The organism is Microbacterium sp. LKL04, assembly GCF_900102005.1.
Lineage (GTDB): Bacteria > Actinomycetota > Actinomycetes > Actinomycetales > Microbacteriaceae > Microbacterium.
In genome coordinates, this window is the sequence record NZ_LT627736.1 from 1,893,088 (window position 1) to 1,909,742 (window position 16,655).

General features: G+C 71.3%; 14 protein-coding genes and 1 tRNA gene. 6 read left to right on the forward strand and 9 right to left on the reverse strand.

The genetic code is table 11. The annotated features are described in order from the left end of the window. Nucleotides 1-12: 12 nt before the first annotated feature. The 3 genes from BLP38_RS09290 to BLP38_RS09300 all read right to left on the reverse strand — a co-directional run bounded on the left by BLP38_RS09290 (nucleotide 13) and on the right by BLP38_RS09300 (nucleotide 3,567). The gene (locus BLP38_RS09290) at nucleotides 13-1,560 is read right to left on the reverse strand and encodes a glycosyltransferase family 2 protein (RefSeq protein WP_231916469.1); all 1,548 of its coding nucleotides are present in this window, start codon (nucleotides 1,558-1,560) and stop codon (nucleotides 13-15) included. Between the two features lie 65 nt (nucleotides 1,561-1,625). Further along, nucleotides 1,626-2,306: a LuxR C-terminal-related transcriptional regulator gene (locus tag BLP38_RS09295; protein ID WP_091356444.1), complete on the reverse strand. Its 681-nt coding sequence runs from the start codon at nucleotides 2,304-2,306 to the stop codon at nucleotides 1,626-1,628. Then, nucleotides 2,299-3,567: an ATP-binding protein gene (locus BLP38_RS09300; protein ID WP_231916470.1), complete on the reverse strand. Its 1,269-nt coding sequence runs from the start codon at nucleotides 3,565-3,567 to the stop codon at nucleotides 2,299-2,301. Before BLP38_RS09300 ends, BLP38_RS09295 begins: the two co-directional genes overlap by 8 nt. Before the next feature lie 113 nt (nucleotides 3,568-3,680). Here BLP38_RS09300 and BLP38_RS09305 point away from each other — a divergent pair, with 113 nt between their 5' ends. The 5 genes from BLP38_RS09305 to BLP38_RS09320 all read left to right on the forward strand — a co-directional run bounded on the left by BLP38_RS09305 (nucleotide 3,681) and on the right by BLP38_RS09320 (nucleotide 7,720). Continuing rightward, nucleotides 3,681-5,183, forward strand: a complete 1,503-nt coding sequence (locus BLP38_RS09305; RefSeq protein WP_172824687.1) for a PspC domain-containing protein — start codon at nucleotides 3,681-3,683, stop codon at nucleotides 5,181-5,183. Further along, nucleotides 5,180-5,539, forward strand: coding sequence for a hypothetical protein (locus BLP38_RS09310; RefSeq protein ID WP_091356452.1), 360 nt, complete (start codon nucleotides 5,180-5,182; stop codon nucleotides 5,537-5,539). Before BLP38_RS09305 ends, BLP38_RS09310 begins: the two co-directional genes overlap by 4 nt. An 88-nt stretch (nucleotides 5,540-5,627) precedes the next feature. After that, nucleotides 5,628-7,091 carry a serine/threonine-protein kinase gene (locus tag BLP38_RS09315; protein WP_091356454.1) on the forward strand — a complete coding sequence of 488 codons (1,464 nt, stop codon included), beginning with the start codon at nucleotides 5,628-5,630 and terminating at the stop codon, nucleotides 7,089-7,091. 82 nt (nucleotides 7,092-7,173) lie between these two features. Further along, nucleotides 7,174-7,248, forward strand: a tRNA-OTHER gene (locus BLP38_RS14230). Between the two features lie 46 nt (nucleotides 7,249-7,294). Then, nucleotides 7,295-7,720 carry a DoxX family protein gene (locus BLP38_RS09320; protein WP_091356457.1) on the forward strand — a complete coding sequence of 142 codons (426 nt, stop codon included), beginning with the start codon at nucleotides 7,295-7,297 and terminating at the stop codon, nucleotides 7,718-7,720. Here the strand turns inward: BLP38_RS09320 and BLP38_RS09325 are convergent. Then, complete coding sequence (locus tag BLP38_RS09325; protein WP_091356460.1) at nucleotides 7,705-8,334, reverse strand: DUF1684 domain-containing protein; 630 nt, start codon at nucleotides 8,332-8,334, stop codon at nucleotides 7,705-7,707. The genes BLP38_RS09320 and BLP38_RS09325 overlap by 16 nt on opposite strands. A gap of 74 nt (nucleotides 8,335-8,408) precedes the next feature. On the opposite strand from BLP38_RS09325, the gene BLP38_RS09330 reads away from it, so the two are divergent. Further along, nucleotides 8,409-8,828 (forward strand): hypothetical protein, encoded by a 420-nt coding sequence (locus BLP38_RS09330; protein ID WP_091356463.1) that lies wholly within the window; start codon nucleotides 8,409-8,411, stop codon nucleotides 8,826-8,828. 59 nt (nucleotides 8,829-8,887) lie between these two features. Here the strand turns inward: BLP38_RS09330 and BLP38_RS09335 are convergent, their stop codons facing one another. The 5 genes from BLP38_RS09335 to BLP38_RS09355 all read right to left on the reverse strand — a co-directional run bounded on the left by BLP38_RS09335 (nucleotide 8,888) and on the right by BLP38_RS09355 (nucleotide 16,532). Then, nucleotides 8,888-12,001, reverse strand: a complete 3,114-nt coding sequence (locus BLP38_RS09335; protein ID WP_091356466.1) for a S8 family peptidase — start codon at nucleotides 11,999-12,001, stop codon at nucleotides 8,888-8,890. A gap of 154 nt (nucleotides 12,002-12,155) precedes the next feature. Further along, entirely contained in the window at nucleotides 12,156-13,232 is a 1,077-nt protein-coding gene (locus BLP38_RS09340) for an ABC transporter permease (protein WP_091356470.1), read from the reverse strand. After that, nucleotides 13,229-14,161: an ABC transporter ATP-binding protein gene (locus tag BLP38_RS09345; RefSeq protein WP_091356474.1), complete on the reverse strand. Its 933-nt coding sequence runs from the start codon at nucleotides 14,159-14,161 to the stop codon at nucleotides 13,229-13,231. The genes BLP38_RS09340 and BLP38_RS09345 overlap by 4 nt, the downstream gene beginning before the upstream one ends. A gap of 31 nt (nucleotides 14,162-14,192) precedes the next feature. Beyond that, nucleotides 14,193-15,443, reverse strand: a complete 1,251-nt coding sequence (locus tag BLP38_RS09350; protein WP_091356477.1) for an MFS transporter — start codon at nucleotides 15,441-15,443, stop codon at nucleotides 14,193-14,195. A 90-nt stretch (nucleotides 15,444-15,533) separates the two neighbouring features. Then, on the reverse strand, nucleotides 15,534-16,532 hold the full coding sequence (locus BLP38_RS09355; protein WP_091356480.1) for a glycerophosphodiester phosphodiesterase family protein: 999 nt from the start codon (nucleotides 16,530-16,532) through the stop codon (nucleotides 15,534-15,536). Nucleotides 16,533-16,655: the final 123 nt, after the last annotated feature.

The following is a 16,655-nucleotide window of genomic DNA, read 5'->3' on the forward strand; positions in this document are numbered from 1 at the left end:
GCGTACGGGCGGTCAGCCGGCCAGCGTCCGCGAGCGGTGCGGGATGGTCGCCGCGGGCGTGCGGTGCGGCATCGCCGTCGCGTGTCGTGTGGACGGAATCGGCACGAGCGCCCGATCGGTGCGAGACCGGCGCCGCAGCATGCCGACGGTGAACAGTGCCGCCAGCGCAGCGGGACCGAGCGGGCCGCCCGCTGCCAGCGGCGAGCCGGAGACGAGGACGGCGCCGACGGCGAGAAGCGGGACCAGGAGCATCTCGTCCCGCAGGACCGCTGCCGTGTCGGCCGCTCCGCGCCGGGACGTGGTCTTGGGCGTCACCCAGAACGTCGCCCGCCGGCCGAGCCCCGTGCGGACGACGGCGGCGAGGACGACGAACGTCGTGGAGGCGTAGAGCAGTCCCGCGGCGAGGGCGAAGGCGATTCCCGCGGCGAGTCGCTGCGACCGCGCCCGACGCACCGCCTCGGGCAGGAGCGGTGCCGCCGCGGCGAGCGCGGACACGATCATGACCCAGACCGGGGGCGGCGTACCGGTGCCGGCGAGCGCCGCTCCCGTGACGAGCGTCGCCGCCCCGGCGAGGGCGGTCACCGGGACGAGAGCCGTCTCGAGCGCGAGGTCGAGCGCTTCGCGAACGCGGAGCCCGCGCATCCGCCCGGGGCGGCGCAGGAACTCGACGGCCCCCTCGGCGGTTTTGCGCATCTGCACCCGGAAGGCCGCGTAGTCGATCGGGTAGTCCTCGGTGAAAGCGACGTCGGCATCGACGACCCGCCACCCCCGCCGCCGCAGTCGCACGGTCATGGCGAGGTCTTCGGCGACCGCCTCGGGGAACCCGCCGACGTCGTCGACGGCCGCGGCACGAACCAGTGCGCCGCGTCCGAGGAAGGCGGTCACCCCGTGCGCTGCACGCCCCCGGCGGGTGACACCGAGGTGGGTGGCCAGCAGAGGCCCGAAGTAGCGCGCGAAGCGGGTCTTGCCGATGGATGCCGAGGGTGAGGCCTGTGCGACGGCGACCGTCGGGTCGGCGAGCTCCGCCCCGCAGACCCGCGCGACTCCGGCGTCCAGGACGACGTCGCTGTCGCAGATGAGGTAGGCATCGTAGCGGCCGCGGAGCCGTGCGATCCCGGCGTTCAGGTTGCCCGCTTTGAAGCCGGATCTGCGTTCACGGCGGATCACCTGCCAGCCGCGCGAGACGGCGAGCGCATCGACGCGTGCCCTCGCGCCGGCGTCCGCCGAGTCGTCGAGCAGCACGACGCCGACCGGGACGTCCTGGCGGGAACTGCGGATGATCGCCGCCTCGTCGAGGTCGTCGCAGATGCACACGAGCAGGGCGATCCGCTCGGCCCCCCTCGCCGCAGGCTCGACAGGCACACGGCGCCCGATCGACGAACGCCACCAGAGCCCCGCCGCGCGTCCGCCCGCGATCCACGTGACGGCGCTCGCCATGGCGAAGGACATCGCCAGCGCGGTCCCCTCCCCCAGGGCCCAGAGGACCGCGGGTACGACGAGGGCGCACCAGACGGCGACGACCGCGGTGGTCGAGACCCGGTTCCGGAATCGCGAAATCACAGACGGAGTATATGTATACATAGAATTCTTTTTCCGGGATGCCGCGACCCCAGCCTCCGGCCCCATCACAGCAGGCGCCGCTCCGACGCCCATGCCGTCAGCTCATGACGGGACGACAGCTGCAGCTTCCGCAGCACCGACGACACGTGGGTCTCGACGGTCTTGACCGAGATGAACAGCTCCCGCGCCACCTCCTTGTAGGCGTACCCCCGGGCGATGAGCCGCATGACCTCCTGCTCACGCCCGGACAGGCGGTCGAGTTCGTCGTCGACCGAGGCCGTCTCCCCCGCCGCGGCGCCGAAGGCATCGAGGACGAACCCCGCCAGCCGCGGTGAGAACACGGCATCCCCGCCCGCGACCGCGTGCACGGCGCGGCTCACGTCCGCTCCCGAGGATCCCTTGGTGATGTACCCGCGCGCGCCGGCGCGGATGACCCGGACGACGTCGGCGGCGGCATCCGACACGCTCAGCGCGAGGAAGCGCGTGGACGTCTCCGCCGAGCCGAGGATGACCGCCTCGCCGCCGAGCGAATGGGCGGCGCCCTCTGCGCCGGGCAGATGCACGTCGAGCAGGACGACATCGGGCCGCTCCGAAGCGATGACCGCCACGGCACCGTCGACATCCGCCGCCTCGCCGACGACGCGGACGGAGGAGTCGAGGTCGGCCCGGAGCCCGGACCGGAAGATCGAGTGGTCGTCGACGATGACGACCCGGACGGGTTCGCCGCCGCGCGATGCGTCACTCACGCCGGCCTCCCGTCGGCAGGCTCAGCCGCACCTCGGTGCCCGTGACGTCGGGAACCGAGCGGATGACCGCGGTCCCGCCGGTTCGCCGCATCCGCCCGATGATCGACTCGCGCACGCCCCAGCGATCCGCCGGGACTGCTGCCGGGTCGAACCCGGCGCCGCGGTCGCGGATGAAGACGTCGACAGCGGATGCCGCTCCCTCGATGTACACCGAGATCTCGCCGCCCGCGTGCCGCGCGGCGTTGAGCATCGCCTCTCGCGCCGCGGCCGCCAGCTCGCCGCTCGCCCGCTCGGTGGACGTGCCGGTGGAGACGACCTCGATGCGGACCGGGTAGTCGAGCTCGAGGGCTCCCGCGTAGTCGCGCAAGTCGGTCGCGAGGTCGCTGTCGGCAGGTGAATCGCCGTCGTAGAGCCAGGCGCGTAGCTCGCGTTCCTGGGCTCGAGCGATGCGCGACACCTCGCTCGACGCCTCTGAGCGGTTCTGGATGAGTGCGAGCGTCTGCAGGACAGAGTCGTGCAGGTGGGCCGCCATGGCCGCCCGCTGCTCCTCGCGCACGCGGCCGATGCGATCGTCGACGAGGCGGCGCCAGGCCTGAAGGAGAGCGGATGCCGCGATGATCACGGCACTGATCAGGGGCAGAGCGAGCTCGCCCAGGACCGCGCGGGCACCGCGCACGTCGGCCAGCGGAAGGACGGCCAGGAAGACGAGGGCGAGCGCGACGGCGGCGAGGACGCGGACCACCATCGCGTGGTGAGGACCGCGCGCAGGGTCGACGCGGTCGATGGCGCCGGCCCACACGCCCGCCGCGGTCGCGAGGACCGTCGCCGCGGCGACCCAGGGCTCGGTCGACCAGAACACCCAGGTGTATCCGAGCGCTCCTGCGGGCGGAAGCTCGATGCGGACGACCGCGTCCTGCTGCGCCGCGGCGAGCACCCCCGTGACAGCGACTCCTGCGCCGCCGATCAGCAGCCACGCCACGGGAACGCGCCGCGTCGGTGTCTGTTCGCCAGGCTTCATGGGCATGAACATCCAGCACCAGACGTAGAACACGGCGCCCGCGCCCCCGACGAGGGTGGCGACCGCCAGCAGCACCCGCACGCGGGTCGCGGAGACGCCGAGGTGGTCGGCAAGGCCTGCGGCGACACCGGTCACCGCCATCGTCCGCGGCCGTGCGAGCGGCGGGCGGGCGGGCCTGCGCATCGGACGCACCGGGCGGACCGGGCGGGCCGCGGCATCCGGCGCGGTCGCAAGGGAGGACATGTCCACATCAAACCACCGCGCCTCACCCCGGGACATCCTCCAGAAGAGGTATCAGGGACGGATCAGGGTGACCCCTGATGGCAGCCCGACGCCGCCCCGACCATGCTCGGAACATGCCTTCGCCGCAGACCAGCGCACCGCCCGTCGATCAGCCTTCCTCCGTGCCCGGTGGGGGCGACCGCTTCTTCGAGTGGACCTCGACCCTCGGCGTCATGCGCATGGACGGCTGGTTCGGAGGGGTGGCTGCCGGGGCGGCCGCACGGTGGGGGGTCGATCCGCTGATCGTGCGCGGCATCCTCGTGGTCCTCGCGATCATCGGGTTCCCGGTGGCGCTGGTCTACGGGGCGGCGTGGGCGTTCCTCCCCGACACCGCGGGCCGGATCCCGGCCCAGGAGGCCTGGCACCGCCGATTCCACGCCGGTCAGGTCGGAGCGCTCCTGTTCATCGCGGCATCCTTCGTCCCCGCACCGCTTCCGCTCATCCTGGGCGTCCCTAGCCTGGTCGTCCTCGGCGGGGCCTACCTCGGGGACGTCGGGGTCGTGGTCCTCCTCCTCGCCGCTGCGGCGATCGTGTTCTCGGTCGTCGCCGTGCTGGTCGCCACACCGTGGCGCCCGCGGCGCGTTCAGGCAGCGACCGCCGGCCCCGCCGAGCCGGATGCCCCCGAGCCGGACGCCCCCGAGTCGGCCGTCTCCGATCCACCTCCGGATCGGGACGCGCCGGCCGAGCCCGAGACACCCGCCGGCGCCGCGACCGAGGACGACCTCGCCCGGTGGCGCGAGCAGCACGCCGCCTGGAAGGAACAGGATCAGGCGTGGCGCCGGGAACAGCAGGATGCCGCGCGCGCCGCCCGTGACCAGCTGCGCCGCGAGCGCCAGGAGTCCGCCGCGGCTTTCGCGGCGGAGGCGGCCGCGAAGCGGCGGGAGCGGCACGCGATCGCACCTCGAGCCCCGCTCGCGTTCGTTGCGCTCGCCGTCGGCGCCGCGGTGATCGCGGGGACGATCGTCGCACTGTCGACGGCGGGGGGCGACCCGATCGCCGCCGGACTGTTCGCGGCGGCCCTGGTCCTCGCCGGCGCCATGACGGCCTCCGGCGCTCTGCGACGCCGCAGCGGCTTCCTCGCCTTCGTCACCGCCGTCACACTCCTCGGAGGCGCCGCGGCCACGGGAGTCACCGTCGGGCGGGAATTGCACTTCTCTACGGGGAGCATCTCCAACGTCGACGGATCGCTCAGCAACGGCGGCGACACGTTCGCTCAGCCGTGGGGCCATCTGTGGATCTCACTGCAGGAGACCGGCAGGGACGACGGGCGCGCGCACGTTCAGAAGCGATCGGGGGGCACCGTGGTGGCCGTGGACGACGGCGTCAGCGTGACGGCGGAGATCATCGTGGGGGACGCGTGGGCCGCGGTGTCGATGCCGTCCGACGGCTTCGTCCTTCTGGACGATCTCGACGGCGTCGACGCCGTCGCACTGCCCGACGGGCGCACGCGATACACCCTGACCTTGGGAGACCCGTCATCGTCCGATACGTCCGAGGCACTACTGATCGAGCAGGACTCCGGCTATGTCGAGTTCCACCTGACCTCCGCCCTCGACTCCGAAGGGAACCCGTCATGACCGACGCACCCACGACCCCGCTCGACGACCTGGAGCCTCCGACCATCGACGAACCCGCGGCATCCGCTCGTCGCACCGACGGACCACGGACCCGCTGGGCAGCCATCGTGTGGGGCCTCACATTCGCAGCGATCGCCGCCGCGGGGTACGGCGTCACCTCCTCGACCCGCGCGACCACCACGCTGATCGACACGGTGGCGGATGCGCAGATCGGGCCCGCCGTCGCGATCGGCCTGCTCGTGATCGGCGGGCTCGTCGCCATCGCCGGAGTCGCAGGTCTTCTGCGTGCGGCGCAGCGATCTCTCGCAGCGGGCCGCTTACATCAATCCACGCACGAGTCAACCCGCCAGACCTGACGCGATCGACCCTCTACATTCGTGGTGTCGCTTTACCCGAGCGGCGTAGGGGCGGACACGCGTGTCCGGGACATCCGCAGGAGTGGCCGTGACCGAACCGTCCGACGAGCCCGTCACGTCGGGCATGCTCGACGGACGGTACGTCCTCGGCCCCTGCGTCGGGCAAGGCGGAATGGCGCGGGTCTTCCGCGCCGAGGACGTCGTCCTCGGCCGTACGGTCGCGATCAAGATCATGCGTGCCGAGTCCGAGAATCCGGCGATCCTCCCCCGCGCGCGCACCGAGATGTCGTTGCTCGCCTCCCTGAACCACCCTTCTCTGGTCACGCTCTACGACGCCAAGATCGTTCCGGGGCAACCCGAGTACCTGGTGATGGAGTTCATCGAGGGCGAGTCGCTCGCCGCGGCTCTGCAGAGCGGACCGCTGGATGCCGACGAGACAGCCGGCCTCATCGGCGAGCTCGCCTCGGGACTCGATGTCGTCCATCGCTCCGGGATCGTGCACCGGGACGTGAAGCCGTCGAACGTGCTCCTCGCGCCCTCCACACTCCCCGGCCGCCGATTCTGGGCGAAGCTCGCCGACTTCGGGGTCGCTTACCTCGCCGACAGCACCCGTCACACGACGCCGGGGACGGTCATCGGCACCGCGGCGTACCTCGCCCCCGAGCAGGTCCGCGGCGAGCTCGCGGGTCCGCCCGCGGATGTCTACGCGCTCGGCCTCCTCGCCCTCGAGACGATCACGGGCGATCGTGCCTTCCCCGAGGCGTCGGGCATCGGCCGTGTCATGGCGCGCCTGGTCGAGACGCCGGAGATCCCCGCGTGGCTCGGCCCGGAGTGGTCCTCGCTGCTGGGCGACATGATCGCGCGGGACCCCGGCGACCGCCCTACCGCGGGAGACGTCGCGCTGCGTGCGCGGTCCTTGCCGACGAGCCTCGTCCGCGTGCCGCGTCCCACCGCGTCGACCCTCGACCAGGAGACGCAGGCCTTCGAGATCGCCCCGGCGAGCGCCGAGCCCGTGACGCGGGCGGTGAGCGCGTCGCCGCCCGCCGTCATCACACGCGGAGCCTCCGGCCGGGCGACCAGGTCGCGCAGGCGCACCCGCCGCTCGCGCGGATGGATCATCGCCGGCGCCGTCGGGGTCGTCGCCGCGGTCCACATCGTCCTCCTCAGCTCATGGTGGGCCGACGGCACCCCCGGTGGCCGTCCGGCGCCGGAACAGACCATCAGCGAACCGACGTCCCCCGCGCCCGCGGAGCTCGTCGTCGACGGCGGGGAGCAGGCCGTCGTGACCGTCGACACCTCGACCGACGAGACCGCGGAGGAATCCACGCTGCGCGAAGCCGACCCCGCACCCGTGGATGCCGAGCCTGAAGCCCCGAGCCAGCCCGCTCAGGAGAACGCGAACCAGAGGGCCAAGGAGCGAGCGAACGAGAACTCCGCCGTCCACGGCACCACGAACAACGGCAACGGCAGTAGCGGCAACGGCAACAACGGCAACGGCGATAGCGGCAACGGCAACGGCAACGGCAACGGCAACGGCAAGAAGGACCAGTGATCACCGTCACATGCCGACACGCCGCGTCATCTGTGGTCATTCCCTGCGGCGACGTCCGCCGTCCGGGTTAGCGTGACAACATCGCGACGGTCCGGGTGGTCCCGGGCACCGGGTCATACCGGATGTGCAGCGGGTTCGACTCCCGCCGTCGCGTCCACTGCAGCCGACGAGCCCGACGCACGGGGCGTCGGTACGCTCGAGCCGTGAACGCGCCGCGAACGATCGCCCGTCTGCTCCTCGGTGCGGGGCTGGTGTTCACCGGCATCGCTCACCTGACCTTCGCACGCGAGGAGTTCGTCGCCCAGGTCCCGCGGTGGCTGCCGCTCCCCACCGACCTCGTCGTCGTCGCCTCCGGAGTCGTCGAGATCGCGCTCGGGCTCGCGCTGCTCGTCGGCCGTCACCGCGTCGCCGTCGGATGGACCGTCGCGGCGTTCTTCGTCGCCATCTTCCCCGGGAACATCGAGCAGTTCGTGCGGGGCACCGACGCGTTCGGACTCGACACCGACCTCGCCCGCGGCATCCGACTGCTCTTCCAACCGCTGCTCGTGCTCGTCGCCCTGTGGTCGACCGGCGCGTGGGCAGCGTGGCGCGCCCGACGCCGGAGCGCTCGGGATCAGACGCCTGCGTAGCGTTCGCCGACCGGAACCTCCGCGGCCAGCACGTTTCCGGGCTGGGCGAGCGGGCAGGCCCAGGCCGGGTCGTAGGCGCACGACGGGTTGTAAGCGAAGTTCAGGTCGAGCACGATCGTGCCGGCTCCGGCATCCATTCCCAGGTCGGCGCCCTTGATCGTGTCGATCAGATATCTGCCGCCACCGTAGGTCCCGTCCGGCCTCCCCGCCAGTGCGTCCCGCAGCGGGATGAAGAGCCCGCCGCCGTACGTCGTCAGACGCCACACATCGAGTGAGCCGACATCGGGCAATTCGACGACGGCGACCCGCTCGAAGGGGACCACCCCGTCGGTCCCGGTCGCGAACTCGAACCCGCCGGGTTCCGTGGGCTGCAGCGGCACCTCGAACCGCCAGCTCGGGTCGTACGGAGCGACCGGCACCCCGTCGAAGCCCGTTCGATCCTCGGCGAGGATCGGCGTCGCGGGGTGGTGCGCCAGCAGTTCGTTCCGCCCGCTCCGCCACAGCTGGTGCGCAGCCTCGGGATCTGGCGTGGCCCGTACGACGTCGTAGAGGGCGAAGACGCGCCGGCGCCAGTCGACGACGTCCAAGGCAGTTCGAGCAGCCGAAGGGATCATCGGCTCAGGCTACGCGCACTACCCCCTGCCCCGGCGCGCGCGACGCGCGTAGCCTTTCTGAAGGAGGTGCCCCCATGCGCACACGTCTCATGTCCGCCGCGGCGGTCGTCACGTGGGCCGGCCTCACCCTCACCGCCTGCGCGACGGAAGGAGCCGCCATGCCCACTCCCGGCGAGAGCCCGGCCGCGAGCCGACCCCCGTTCCTCACTGCGAGCCCCGCTCCTCTCGGACCTACCGGGTCCGCCTCGGACCTGCCTCCGGCGAAGTGGGCCGCCTTGACAGCGGATCTCTCCGCGCGCGGAGTCTCGGGCGATCCGGCCCTGGTCTCCTCCGAGCGCGTCGAGTTCTCGGACGGGTCCCTCGGCTGCCCCGCTCCCGGAATGGCGTACACGCAGGCGATCGTCGAGGGGTACCGCGTCGTCGTCCGCGTGGACGACCAGACCTTCGACTACCGCTTCGGCACCGGAGATGAGCCGCGCCTCTGCGAACGCTGATGACGGATGCCGAAGGGGCGGCGCGTCCTCGACGCACCGCCCCTTCGGTTCCGTGAGCGTTAGTTGGTCTTGACCAGCAGCGCCTCGTCAGCGCCCGACTCGTTGTCGACGACGACGACCATCGCACCGAGCGGCTTCTGCGCGGCGTAGGCCCCGGCACTGGTCCGCACCGTCACCGACGCCTTGCCACCCTTCGGGACGACCTCGTACTGGCCGTTGCCGAAGGCGGGCTTGCTCAGGTCGTAGGTGGCCTTTCCGTCGAAAGCGTCGCTTCCGTCGGTCGTGCCGCTGAACGACTGCACGGTGTAGTCGAACGGTCCCGTGATGCCGAGGTCAGCGAGGCTCACCGGCAGCAGGATGGTGCTGCTGTCCGTCGGCGCCTGGGCGAGGAATCCGCTCGGGATGAGCTCCTTGGTCTTCACGTTCTGGACGAAGACCTCGGCGACACCGTCGACCGAACCCGAGCGCACGGCGCCCGAGTCGTATGAGAACACGACCCAGTCGGGGGTGCCGTCACGGTTCGAGTCGATCACGACGTCGAACTCGTTGGAGGCTGCATTCGACCACCGCGACCAGGTGTTGACGGCGAAGACGGCCAGGTGGTCGCCTCCGGTCGTCGCGAACGACTGCACCCCGGCGGCGCGCAGGTCGTACCCGGTGTCGGTGAGGGACTTCGGGGCATCCTTCTTGTCCGACAGACCCCACGTGTAGACGTCCGCCGCCGCGTCCAGAGCGCCCTTGCGGTTGTTCAGTTCGAGCGTGCGGTCACCGTCGGTGACACGTCCGCGCGAACTGAGCGCTCCCTTGACCGTCACGTCGCTGTTGGAGCGCGGGACGAGCAGGTAAGGAACCCGCAGCGTCGAGCCCTTCGACGTCAGGACGACGTTGCCCGAGACCTCGTAGAACGAGAACTGGTCGTCAGCCGAGAGCGAGCTCGGGATCGACGATGCCGCGATCGAGACCGACACCCGGAAGGTCGCGGTCCGCCCGGGGCGGACGGTGATCGTCTTGGTGTTCGTCGTGACCTTGGCCTTCAGCGACTGCGCCGACGGTGCGGTCGATACGCGGAACGTGACCGCCTTCTTGCCGTCGTTGCGCACGGTGACCGTCTTCGTGCTGTCGAGCTTGCCGGTCGACTCGTCGAAGCCGAAGCTCAGAGCCGCTTCGCGCATGCGGCCGCTCTCGGTGCGGAACACGTCCCCGGTCGCGGTGACCGTCGTGGCGACCGCCTGGGCCGTGTCGACGAGGCCGACTCCGCCGCGAGTCGGATCGATGCCCGCGACCGCGTCCGGGTCCGCCGTCGAGACGAGGGCCGCCGAGATCTGCTCGGTGTCCCAGGTCGGGTGCGCCTGCACCGTGAGGGCGGCGACGCCGGCAACGTGCGGCGCGGCCATCGACGTGCCCGAGAGGACAGCCGAGTCGCTGCCGGTGCCGACACCGACGGACGAGATCGACACGCCGGGCGCGGCGACGTCAGGGCTGATCGCGCTGTCCCCACTGCGCGGTCCCGACGAGCTGAACGAGGCGTAGCCGCGGAAGGCGGGGTTCGCGATCTCCTGAGCCGCGACCGTCACCGTCGCACCATCGACGAATGCGGCGCCGTCCGACGAGCGCACCCCGAAGAACGGGATGGTGACCTCGTACGGCGTTCCGTCGTCGGGGTTCTCGGTGATGGCACCCTCATAGGGCGGCAGGTCGTTGGTCGAGTTGACCATGACCGCCGCTGCTGCACCGGCCTGCTGGGCGAAGATCGCCTTGGCCGCACGTGCGCAGGTGCCACGCTCGGCGACGGCGATCTGGTTGCCGCCCGGGGTGACGCCGACACGGGTGTAATCGGATGCCGCACATCCGAGCGCCTCGTTGGCGGGCGTCGCGGGGTCGTTCGTCAGTCGCACGACGGTGAGTTCGCCCAGGCCGTCGAGCGAGGCGCCGTTCGCGTTGATCGCTTCGACCTTCTTGCCGCCGACCGTCAGGATGGCGCCGGGGAACGAGGCGGTGCTGTCGATCGCGGAGACCGCGATGACGCCGTCACCGCTGCCGGGAGACCCGGTCAGGTAGGGGCTCGGACCGGAGTTGCCCGCCGAGGCCACCACGACGACACCGGCACCGACGGCGTTGGCCGCCGCGACGGCGCTCGGGTCGTCGCCCGTGCCGAACGAGGAGCCCAGCGACATGTTGATGACGTCCATGCCGTTGTCGACGGCCCAGTCGATGGCCTGAATGGTCATCTCGGTGGAGCCGTCGCAGCCGAACACGCGCACAGCGTAGAGGTCGGCTTCGGGCGCGACGCCGGGGCCGACGCGGAAGTCGACCGATGGCGTCGACTCGTCGTAGGGGCCGGTGTAGGTGGATCCGTCTGCGCGGACACCCGAGCCGCCGGTCGTGCCGGCGACGTGCGAGCCGTGGCCTTCGCAGTCGAGGGGGTTCGCGTCGGGCTTCGGGATGAGGGCGTCGCCGGTGCCGGACGGGTCGTAGTCGTCGCCGACGAGGTCGATGCCACCCTTGATGCGGGGAGCCTTCGGGCCGAACAGGGCGGGGTCTGCGGGCTGATCGGATGCCGCGGCCGCAGCCTCGTACGCGTCGATCGTCCCGGGGCCGCCGAATCCGGCGTGGGTGTAGTCGATGCCGGTGTCGATGATCGCGACCTTGACGTTCTGACCGGTGTAGCCGGTGCTCTCCCACACCTTGGGGACCCCGAGGAACGGCACGGAGACGGCGTTGTCGAGCTCGTGCCGGACGACGGGGTGCACGGCCACGACACCGGGGAGGGCGGCGACGTCGTCGAGCTGCGCGGCGGGGATCGTCGCCTGGATGCCGTTGTAGGCGGACTGCATCTGCGCGCGGATCTTGCCGCCTCGCTGGGTGATTCCGGAGCGGATCTTGTCCTGCGCCGCCTTCAAGTCCTTCTTGACGGTGGTGCGCTCGTTCTTGCTGAGGGAACGCCCCTCCTCCGCCTCGACGACGGCGACGGGCTCGCCTTCCATCTCGAGGACGACCGAGACCTGCCGGTCCGGGTCGATCGCCGCCGCGGAGACGTCACTGTCGAGCGCGCCGGTCGAGACGCTGCGATCGAAGCGCGCCGTGGGATCGTCGTCTGGTGTGGCGGCGAGAGCCGCGGTCGTGGGCAGCGAGAGCGCGAGGACGCCCGCGACCGCCAGGATGCGTCGGTGCAAGGGGGACCGCCTTTCCTTCTGGGAAGAGCGCTCGGCGGGGTGCGCAGACCGTCCGAGACGGATGCCGCAGCCGAGGCTGATAGGAGGCTATGCACCCCCTCTCGATCTCCCAAGAGGAATCTGTGCAGATGAGAGGATCCTCACCCGGCGCAGCTCAGGCGATGCGAGTCCCCGGCGGTAGCCGACGGGCCGGCGTGCGCGTGCGCATGATCGCCCACCAGAGCAGGAGCGCCGCGAGGACGATCTGACCGCCGAGGCCGACGAACCAGCTCGGCACGGTTGCGGCGACGATGTCCTCGGGGGTCGGTCCGTCCGCCTCGGGCTCCTGGCATTCGCTGTACGACGAGACGAGTTCCGGAGCGATCTGCGCCTGACGGACGGTGGACTTCACCCCGCTGAAGAGATCCTCCGGATAGCCCTCATCGTCGAATCCGCCCGGCGTGGCGTCCGCGAGGATCACGAACGGGTTCGCGGCGAGGATCCACCAGACGTAGTCGAACCGCATGATGGGCGAGACCGTGGTCTCCCACTCGCTGCAGACCCAGTCCTCCGGCGTCGAGGCGCAGCGGGTCACACCGTCCTTGCAGATCGGAGCCCCGTCGACGTCGTACTCGGCCGCCTGATACCGGTCGACACGCTCCGAGGTGATGCTCGAACCGATCAGGCCGAAGGCGATCGGAGACCCGAGCGTCAGCGCCGCGACGACCAGATAGGTTGCGGCCACGGAGAAGAGCGGCCGGGAGAGCACACCGCTGATCGCGGTCCCGAGGGCGGCGACGACGCCCGTCTCGAGGACGAGGATCGCCGTCGACGCGAGAACCGTCGGCGGCTCGACTCCGCCCCCCAGAGTCGCGATCACGAGGAAGGGCACCGCGACGGCGGCGAAGGCGAGCCCGGTCAGCCAGGCGGCGAGGAACTTGCCGAGGACGATCTCGGTCGTCGTCGCCTGGGTCACCTGCAGCGCGGCGAGGGTCGCGGCATCCCGGTCACCGTTGATCGAGTTCCCGCTGAGGGTCGGCGACACGAGGACGACGAGGAGCAGAGTGATCAGCACCACGACGGAGTAGACCCCGGGGCCGGAGTCCTCCTGGCCCGAGAAGGAGAGGAACGAGAGGGCGGTCGTCCCGACGAGAATGAGGGCGAAGACGCCGAGCATCACGTACCAGGCGACGGTGCGGATGCGCTGAGTCAGGTCGAGCCGGGCGATGGTCCACAGGCGCGAGGCGTTCATCGCGCACCCCCTTCGAGGTCGAGGAAGGTGTGTTCGAGGATGCCGCTGGCCGCCGAGAACTCCGCCACAGGCAGGCCTGCGGCCACCAGGGCCGCGAGCCCTGCGGCAGCGGCGGCCTCCCCCTCGAAGCGCAGGAGGACGTCGCGGCGGTCGACGGGGATCGTCGCGACATCGAGCCCGAGCGCCTGTGCGACGGGGAGAGCAGCGGCGACGGCATCCCGATCCGCGAGGCGGACACGCCACGTACGGGCGCGCCCCGCGGCTTCAGCGACCCGCTCCGAGCTGACCGTCTCGCCCTGCACCATGAAGACCGCGTCGTCGACCACTTCCTCGAGTTCGGAGAGGATGTGGCTGGAGACGAGCACCGTACGTCCCTCCGCGGCGAGCGACCGCAGCAGCAGGCGGAGGTCGATCCGTGCCTGCGGGTCCAGCCCGGACGCCGGCTCGTCGAGCAGGAGCACGCGGGGGTCGTGGACGAGCGCGCGCGCGAGCCCGAGCCGCTGCTTCTGCCCGCGCGAGAGAACGCGCGCCGGCGCGTCGCCCAGCGTCTCGAGCCCCACTGTCGCGAGCAGCTCCGCCGCGCGGGCCGCCGCCGCATCCTTGCCCAGTCCGGTGAGACGGCCGGTGACGGCGATCGTCTCACGAGCGGACAGGGACGGCCACGCGCCCAGACTGTCGGGCATCCAGCCCAGCTTCGCGCGAGCCGCAGCCGGCTCGGTGACGGGGTCGACCCCTCCGATGCGGATGGTGCCGGCGTCGGGGGCGAGGAGCGAGGCCAACATGAGCAGCAGCGTCGTCTTCCCCGCGCCGTTGGGTCCCACGAGTCCCGTGACAGCGCCTTCGGGCGCCTGGAAGGTGACGCCGCGGACGGCGTGGACGTCCCCGAAGGACCGTCGCACCCCCTCGGCGACGATGCCGGCAGTAGTCATAGGGCTCACCCTAGGGGGTGGCTGTGTCCCGTCAGTGAACGGCGCGGTGGCCTCGGAGGTTGGCCAGGCCGAACACCAGCAGCAGCGCGGCCGAGACGACGGGCGCCCACAGGGCGGTCACCGCCCCGGCGGATTCGGCCAGCGACCCCACGACCATGCTCGCGAGCGCCTGGCCGACGACGACGGACGAGCCGAGGATCGCCATGACGGTCGCCTCGCGGCCTCGCGGCGAGCGTGCGGCCGCGAGGGCGTACAGCGTTGCGAGGGTCGGACCGATTCCGCACCCGGCGAGGGCAAGCGCCCACCCCATCGAGATCGCCCCGGTTGCACCGGCGGCGAGTACCGCGCCCACGAGCAGAACGACCGTGAATGCGATCCACCGCCACGGCAGGGCGAACCGCCTCGGCAGAAGACCGACGCTCATGGCGAGGATCGCGGACCCGATTCCCATGATCCCGTAGAGGATGGCGGTCTGCTCCGGGAAGCCGCCCTCCGTGGCGAAAGCGGTGAGCGAGGTCAGCATGGCACCGAAGAAGAGGCCGGTCGCGAAGGTGCCGCCGGCGGCAAGAAGGATGCCGGGGCGCGCGATCCGACGCGCCGGTTCGCGTTCGCCGGCGTCCGTGGCGTGACCTGCGGTGCGCGCTGTCGGGTGGAGCGCGAACGTGGTGACGAAGACGATGGTGAGGGCCGCCGCGGCGAGGACCGGAGCGGCGGGGGTGGCGGCGATCGCGATGACGCCGACGAGGACGGGGCCGAAGACGAAGACGATCTCGTCCACACCGGACTCGTACCCCATCGTCGACTCCTGCAGCCGTCCGCGCGCGGATGCGTCGACGCGCATACGACCGATGGCGCCGACCAGACGCGCACGCGACATCGGCGACACCTGCGGGGCGGTGGCTCCCGCGAGCGCCGACACGAGCAGGAGGAGCCCGTCCGGTGTCTCGCCGTACGCGACGGCGACGAGCGCGACGAGCACGATGCTCTGCACCAGCGAGGCGAGCAGCAGGACGGGACGCTGCCCCCAACGATCGGCGGCGGCGCCGATGAGCGGACCGGTCGCGATCGTGCCGAGCCCGACCATGGCGGAGGTGAGTCCGCCGACCGCGAGCGACCCGCGGGCGTCGACGACCATGGTCAGGACGCCGACGACGATCATGGCGTAGGGCAGTCGCGCGATCAGCGCGATGGCGAAGTAGCCGATGCCGATGCTCGCAGCGAGCGTGCGGATCGGACTGTCGCGTTCGGCCGGGCGCACCGGCGTCGAGTCGGTGAGGGGCATGTGTGACCTCCGTGCGGACGAGGCGTCGTGCCGCCTTGACTCTCCACGGATCAGGTAGTTACACGGGGTGCTGACGCACCGGCATCCATTCTACCGGTCGGTGTCTGAGCGTCCGAAGAACGCGACCCCCAGGTCGGGGTGATCGACGAAGACCCCGTCGACACCGGCATCCGCGATGCGCCGCCATTCGCCCTCCCAATCGCCGAACGATGCAGCATCCGTTCCTCGCTGGAATTCGGGGGCGAGGAACGCGTTCTCGGGGCGGCAGGTCCACGTGTAGACCTCGAGCCCGCGCCGGTGGGCATCCCCCACGACGCCCGGGTCCTCGAGGATGACCCGCTTGTCGAGGCTGATCCCGTCGACCTCGTGGGCGAGACGGTCCAGCCCGCCGGCCGTCAGCTGATCCGCGTACGTCGGGGCGTCGGGGCCCTGCGCCGCAACGAGATCAACGGCGCGGCCTTCGGCTTCGAGCAGGTAGATGTAGCGGGCCCGGATGCCGCGGTCCCGCATCCGCTGCAGGATCGGCTGCTCGAACGACTCGATGACGAGCTGTCGCGCCCCCGAGTTCCAGGCTGCGTCCTGCAGTTCGGCCGCGAGCAGCCCGGCGACGTCGTACCCCTGCGACGCGAAATAGGTGGCGTGCTTGACTTCGAGGACGATGCCGATGGCCCGCCCCTCGCGCTCGCCCGCTGCGGCGACGAGGTCGAGCAATTCCCGCAGGCGCATGATCGGATGCCGGCCGTCGAATGCGGCGCTGCGAGAGCGGAGGAGCGGGAGTCTCTCCCGGCACCGGAGCGTGGCGAGCTCGTTCCAGGTGAAGTCCTCGACGAACCACCCGGTGTGGCTCGCACCGTCGACCTCCTTGGTGACGCGTCGCGACGCGAACTCGGGGTGATCCGCGACGTCGGTCGTCGAGCCGATCTCGTTCTCGTGTCGGATGACGGCGACACCGTCCTGCGAGAACACGATGTCGGGTTCCACCGCATCGACGCCGAGGTCCAGGGCGAGCTCGTACGAGGCGAGGGAGTGCTCGGGGCGGTACCCCGGGGCTCCACGATGACCGATGACGAGCGGGCGACGACGCGACATGCGCCCAGGCTAACCACCGGGTCGGCGCGGGAAACCCGATGTGCGCGGCGCCGTACCACCCTCATAGTCCTCTCACAGCGGCGGTCCCCACCCGCGCATTCCCCGTCCGATACGCTGGATCGA

Coding starts and splice junctions, on each gene's coding strand:
- BLP38_RS09300 (WP_231916470.1), bottom strand. CDS start 3,567: ATGTCCTCCCTTGCGACCGCGCCGGATGCCGCGGCCCGCCCGGTCCGC.
- BLP38_RS09305 (WP_172824687.1), top strand. CDS start 3,681: ATGCCTTCGCCGCAGACCAGCGCACCGCCCGTCGATCAGCCTTCCTCC.
- BLP38_RS09310 (WP_091356452.1), top strand. CDS start 5,180: ATGACCGACGCACCCACGACCCCGCTCGACGACCTGGAGCCTCCGACC.
- BLP38_RS09325 (WP_091356460.1), bottom strand. CDS start 8,334: ATGATCCCTTCGGCTGCTCGAACTGCCTTGGACGTCGTCGACTGGCGC.
- BLP38_RS09330 (WP_091356463.1), top strand. CDS start 8,409: ATGCGCACACGTCTCATGTCCGCCGCGGCGGTCGTCACGTGGGCCGGC.
- BLP38_RS09340 (WP_091356470.1), bottom strand. CDS start 13,232: ATGAACGCCTCGCGCCTGTGGACCATCGCCCGGCTCGACCTGACTCAG.
- BLP38_RS09345 (WP_091356474.1), bottom strand. CDS start 14,161: ATGACTACTGCCGGCATCGTCGCCGAGGGGGTGCGACGGTCCTTCGGG.
- BLP38_RS09350 (WP_091356477.1), bottom strand. CDS start 15,443: ATGCCCCTCACCGACTCGACGCCGGTGCGCCCGGCCGAACGCGACAGT.
- BLP38_RS09355 (WP_091356480.1), bottom strand. CDS start 16,532: ATGTCGCGTCGTCGCCCGCTCGTCATCGGTCATCGTGGAGCCCCGGGG.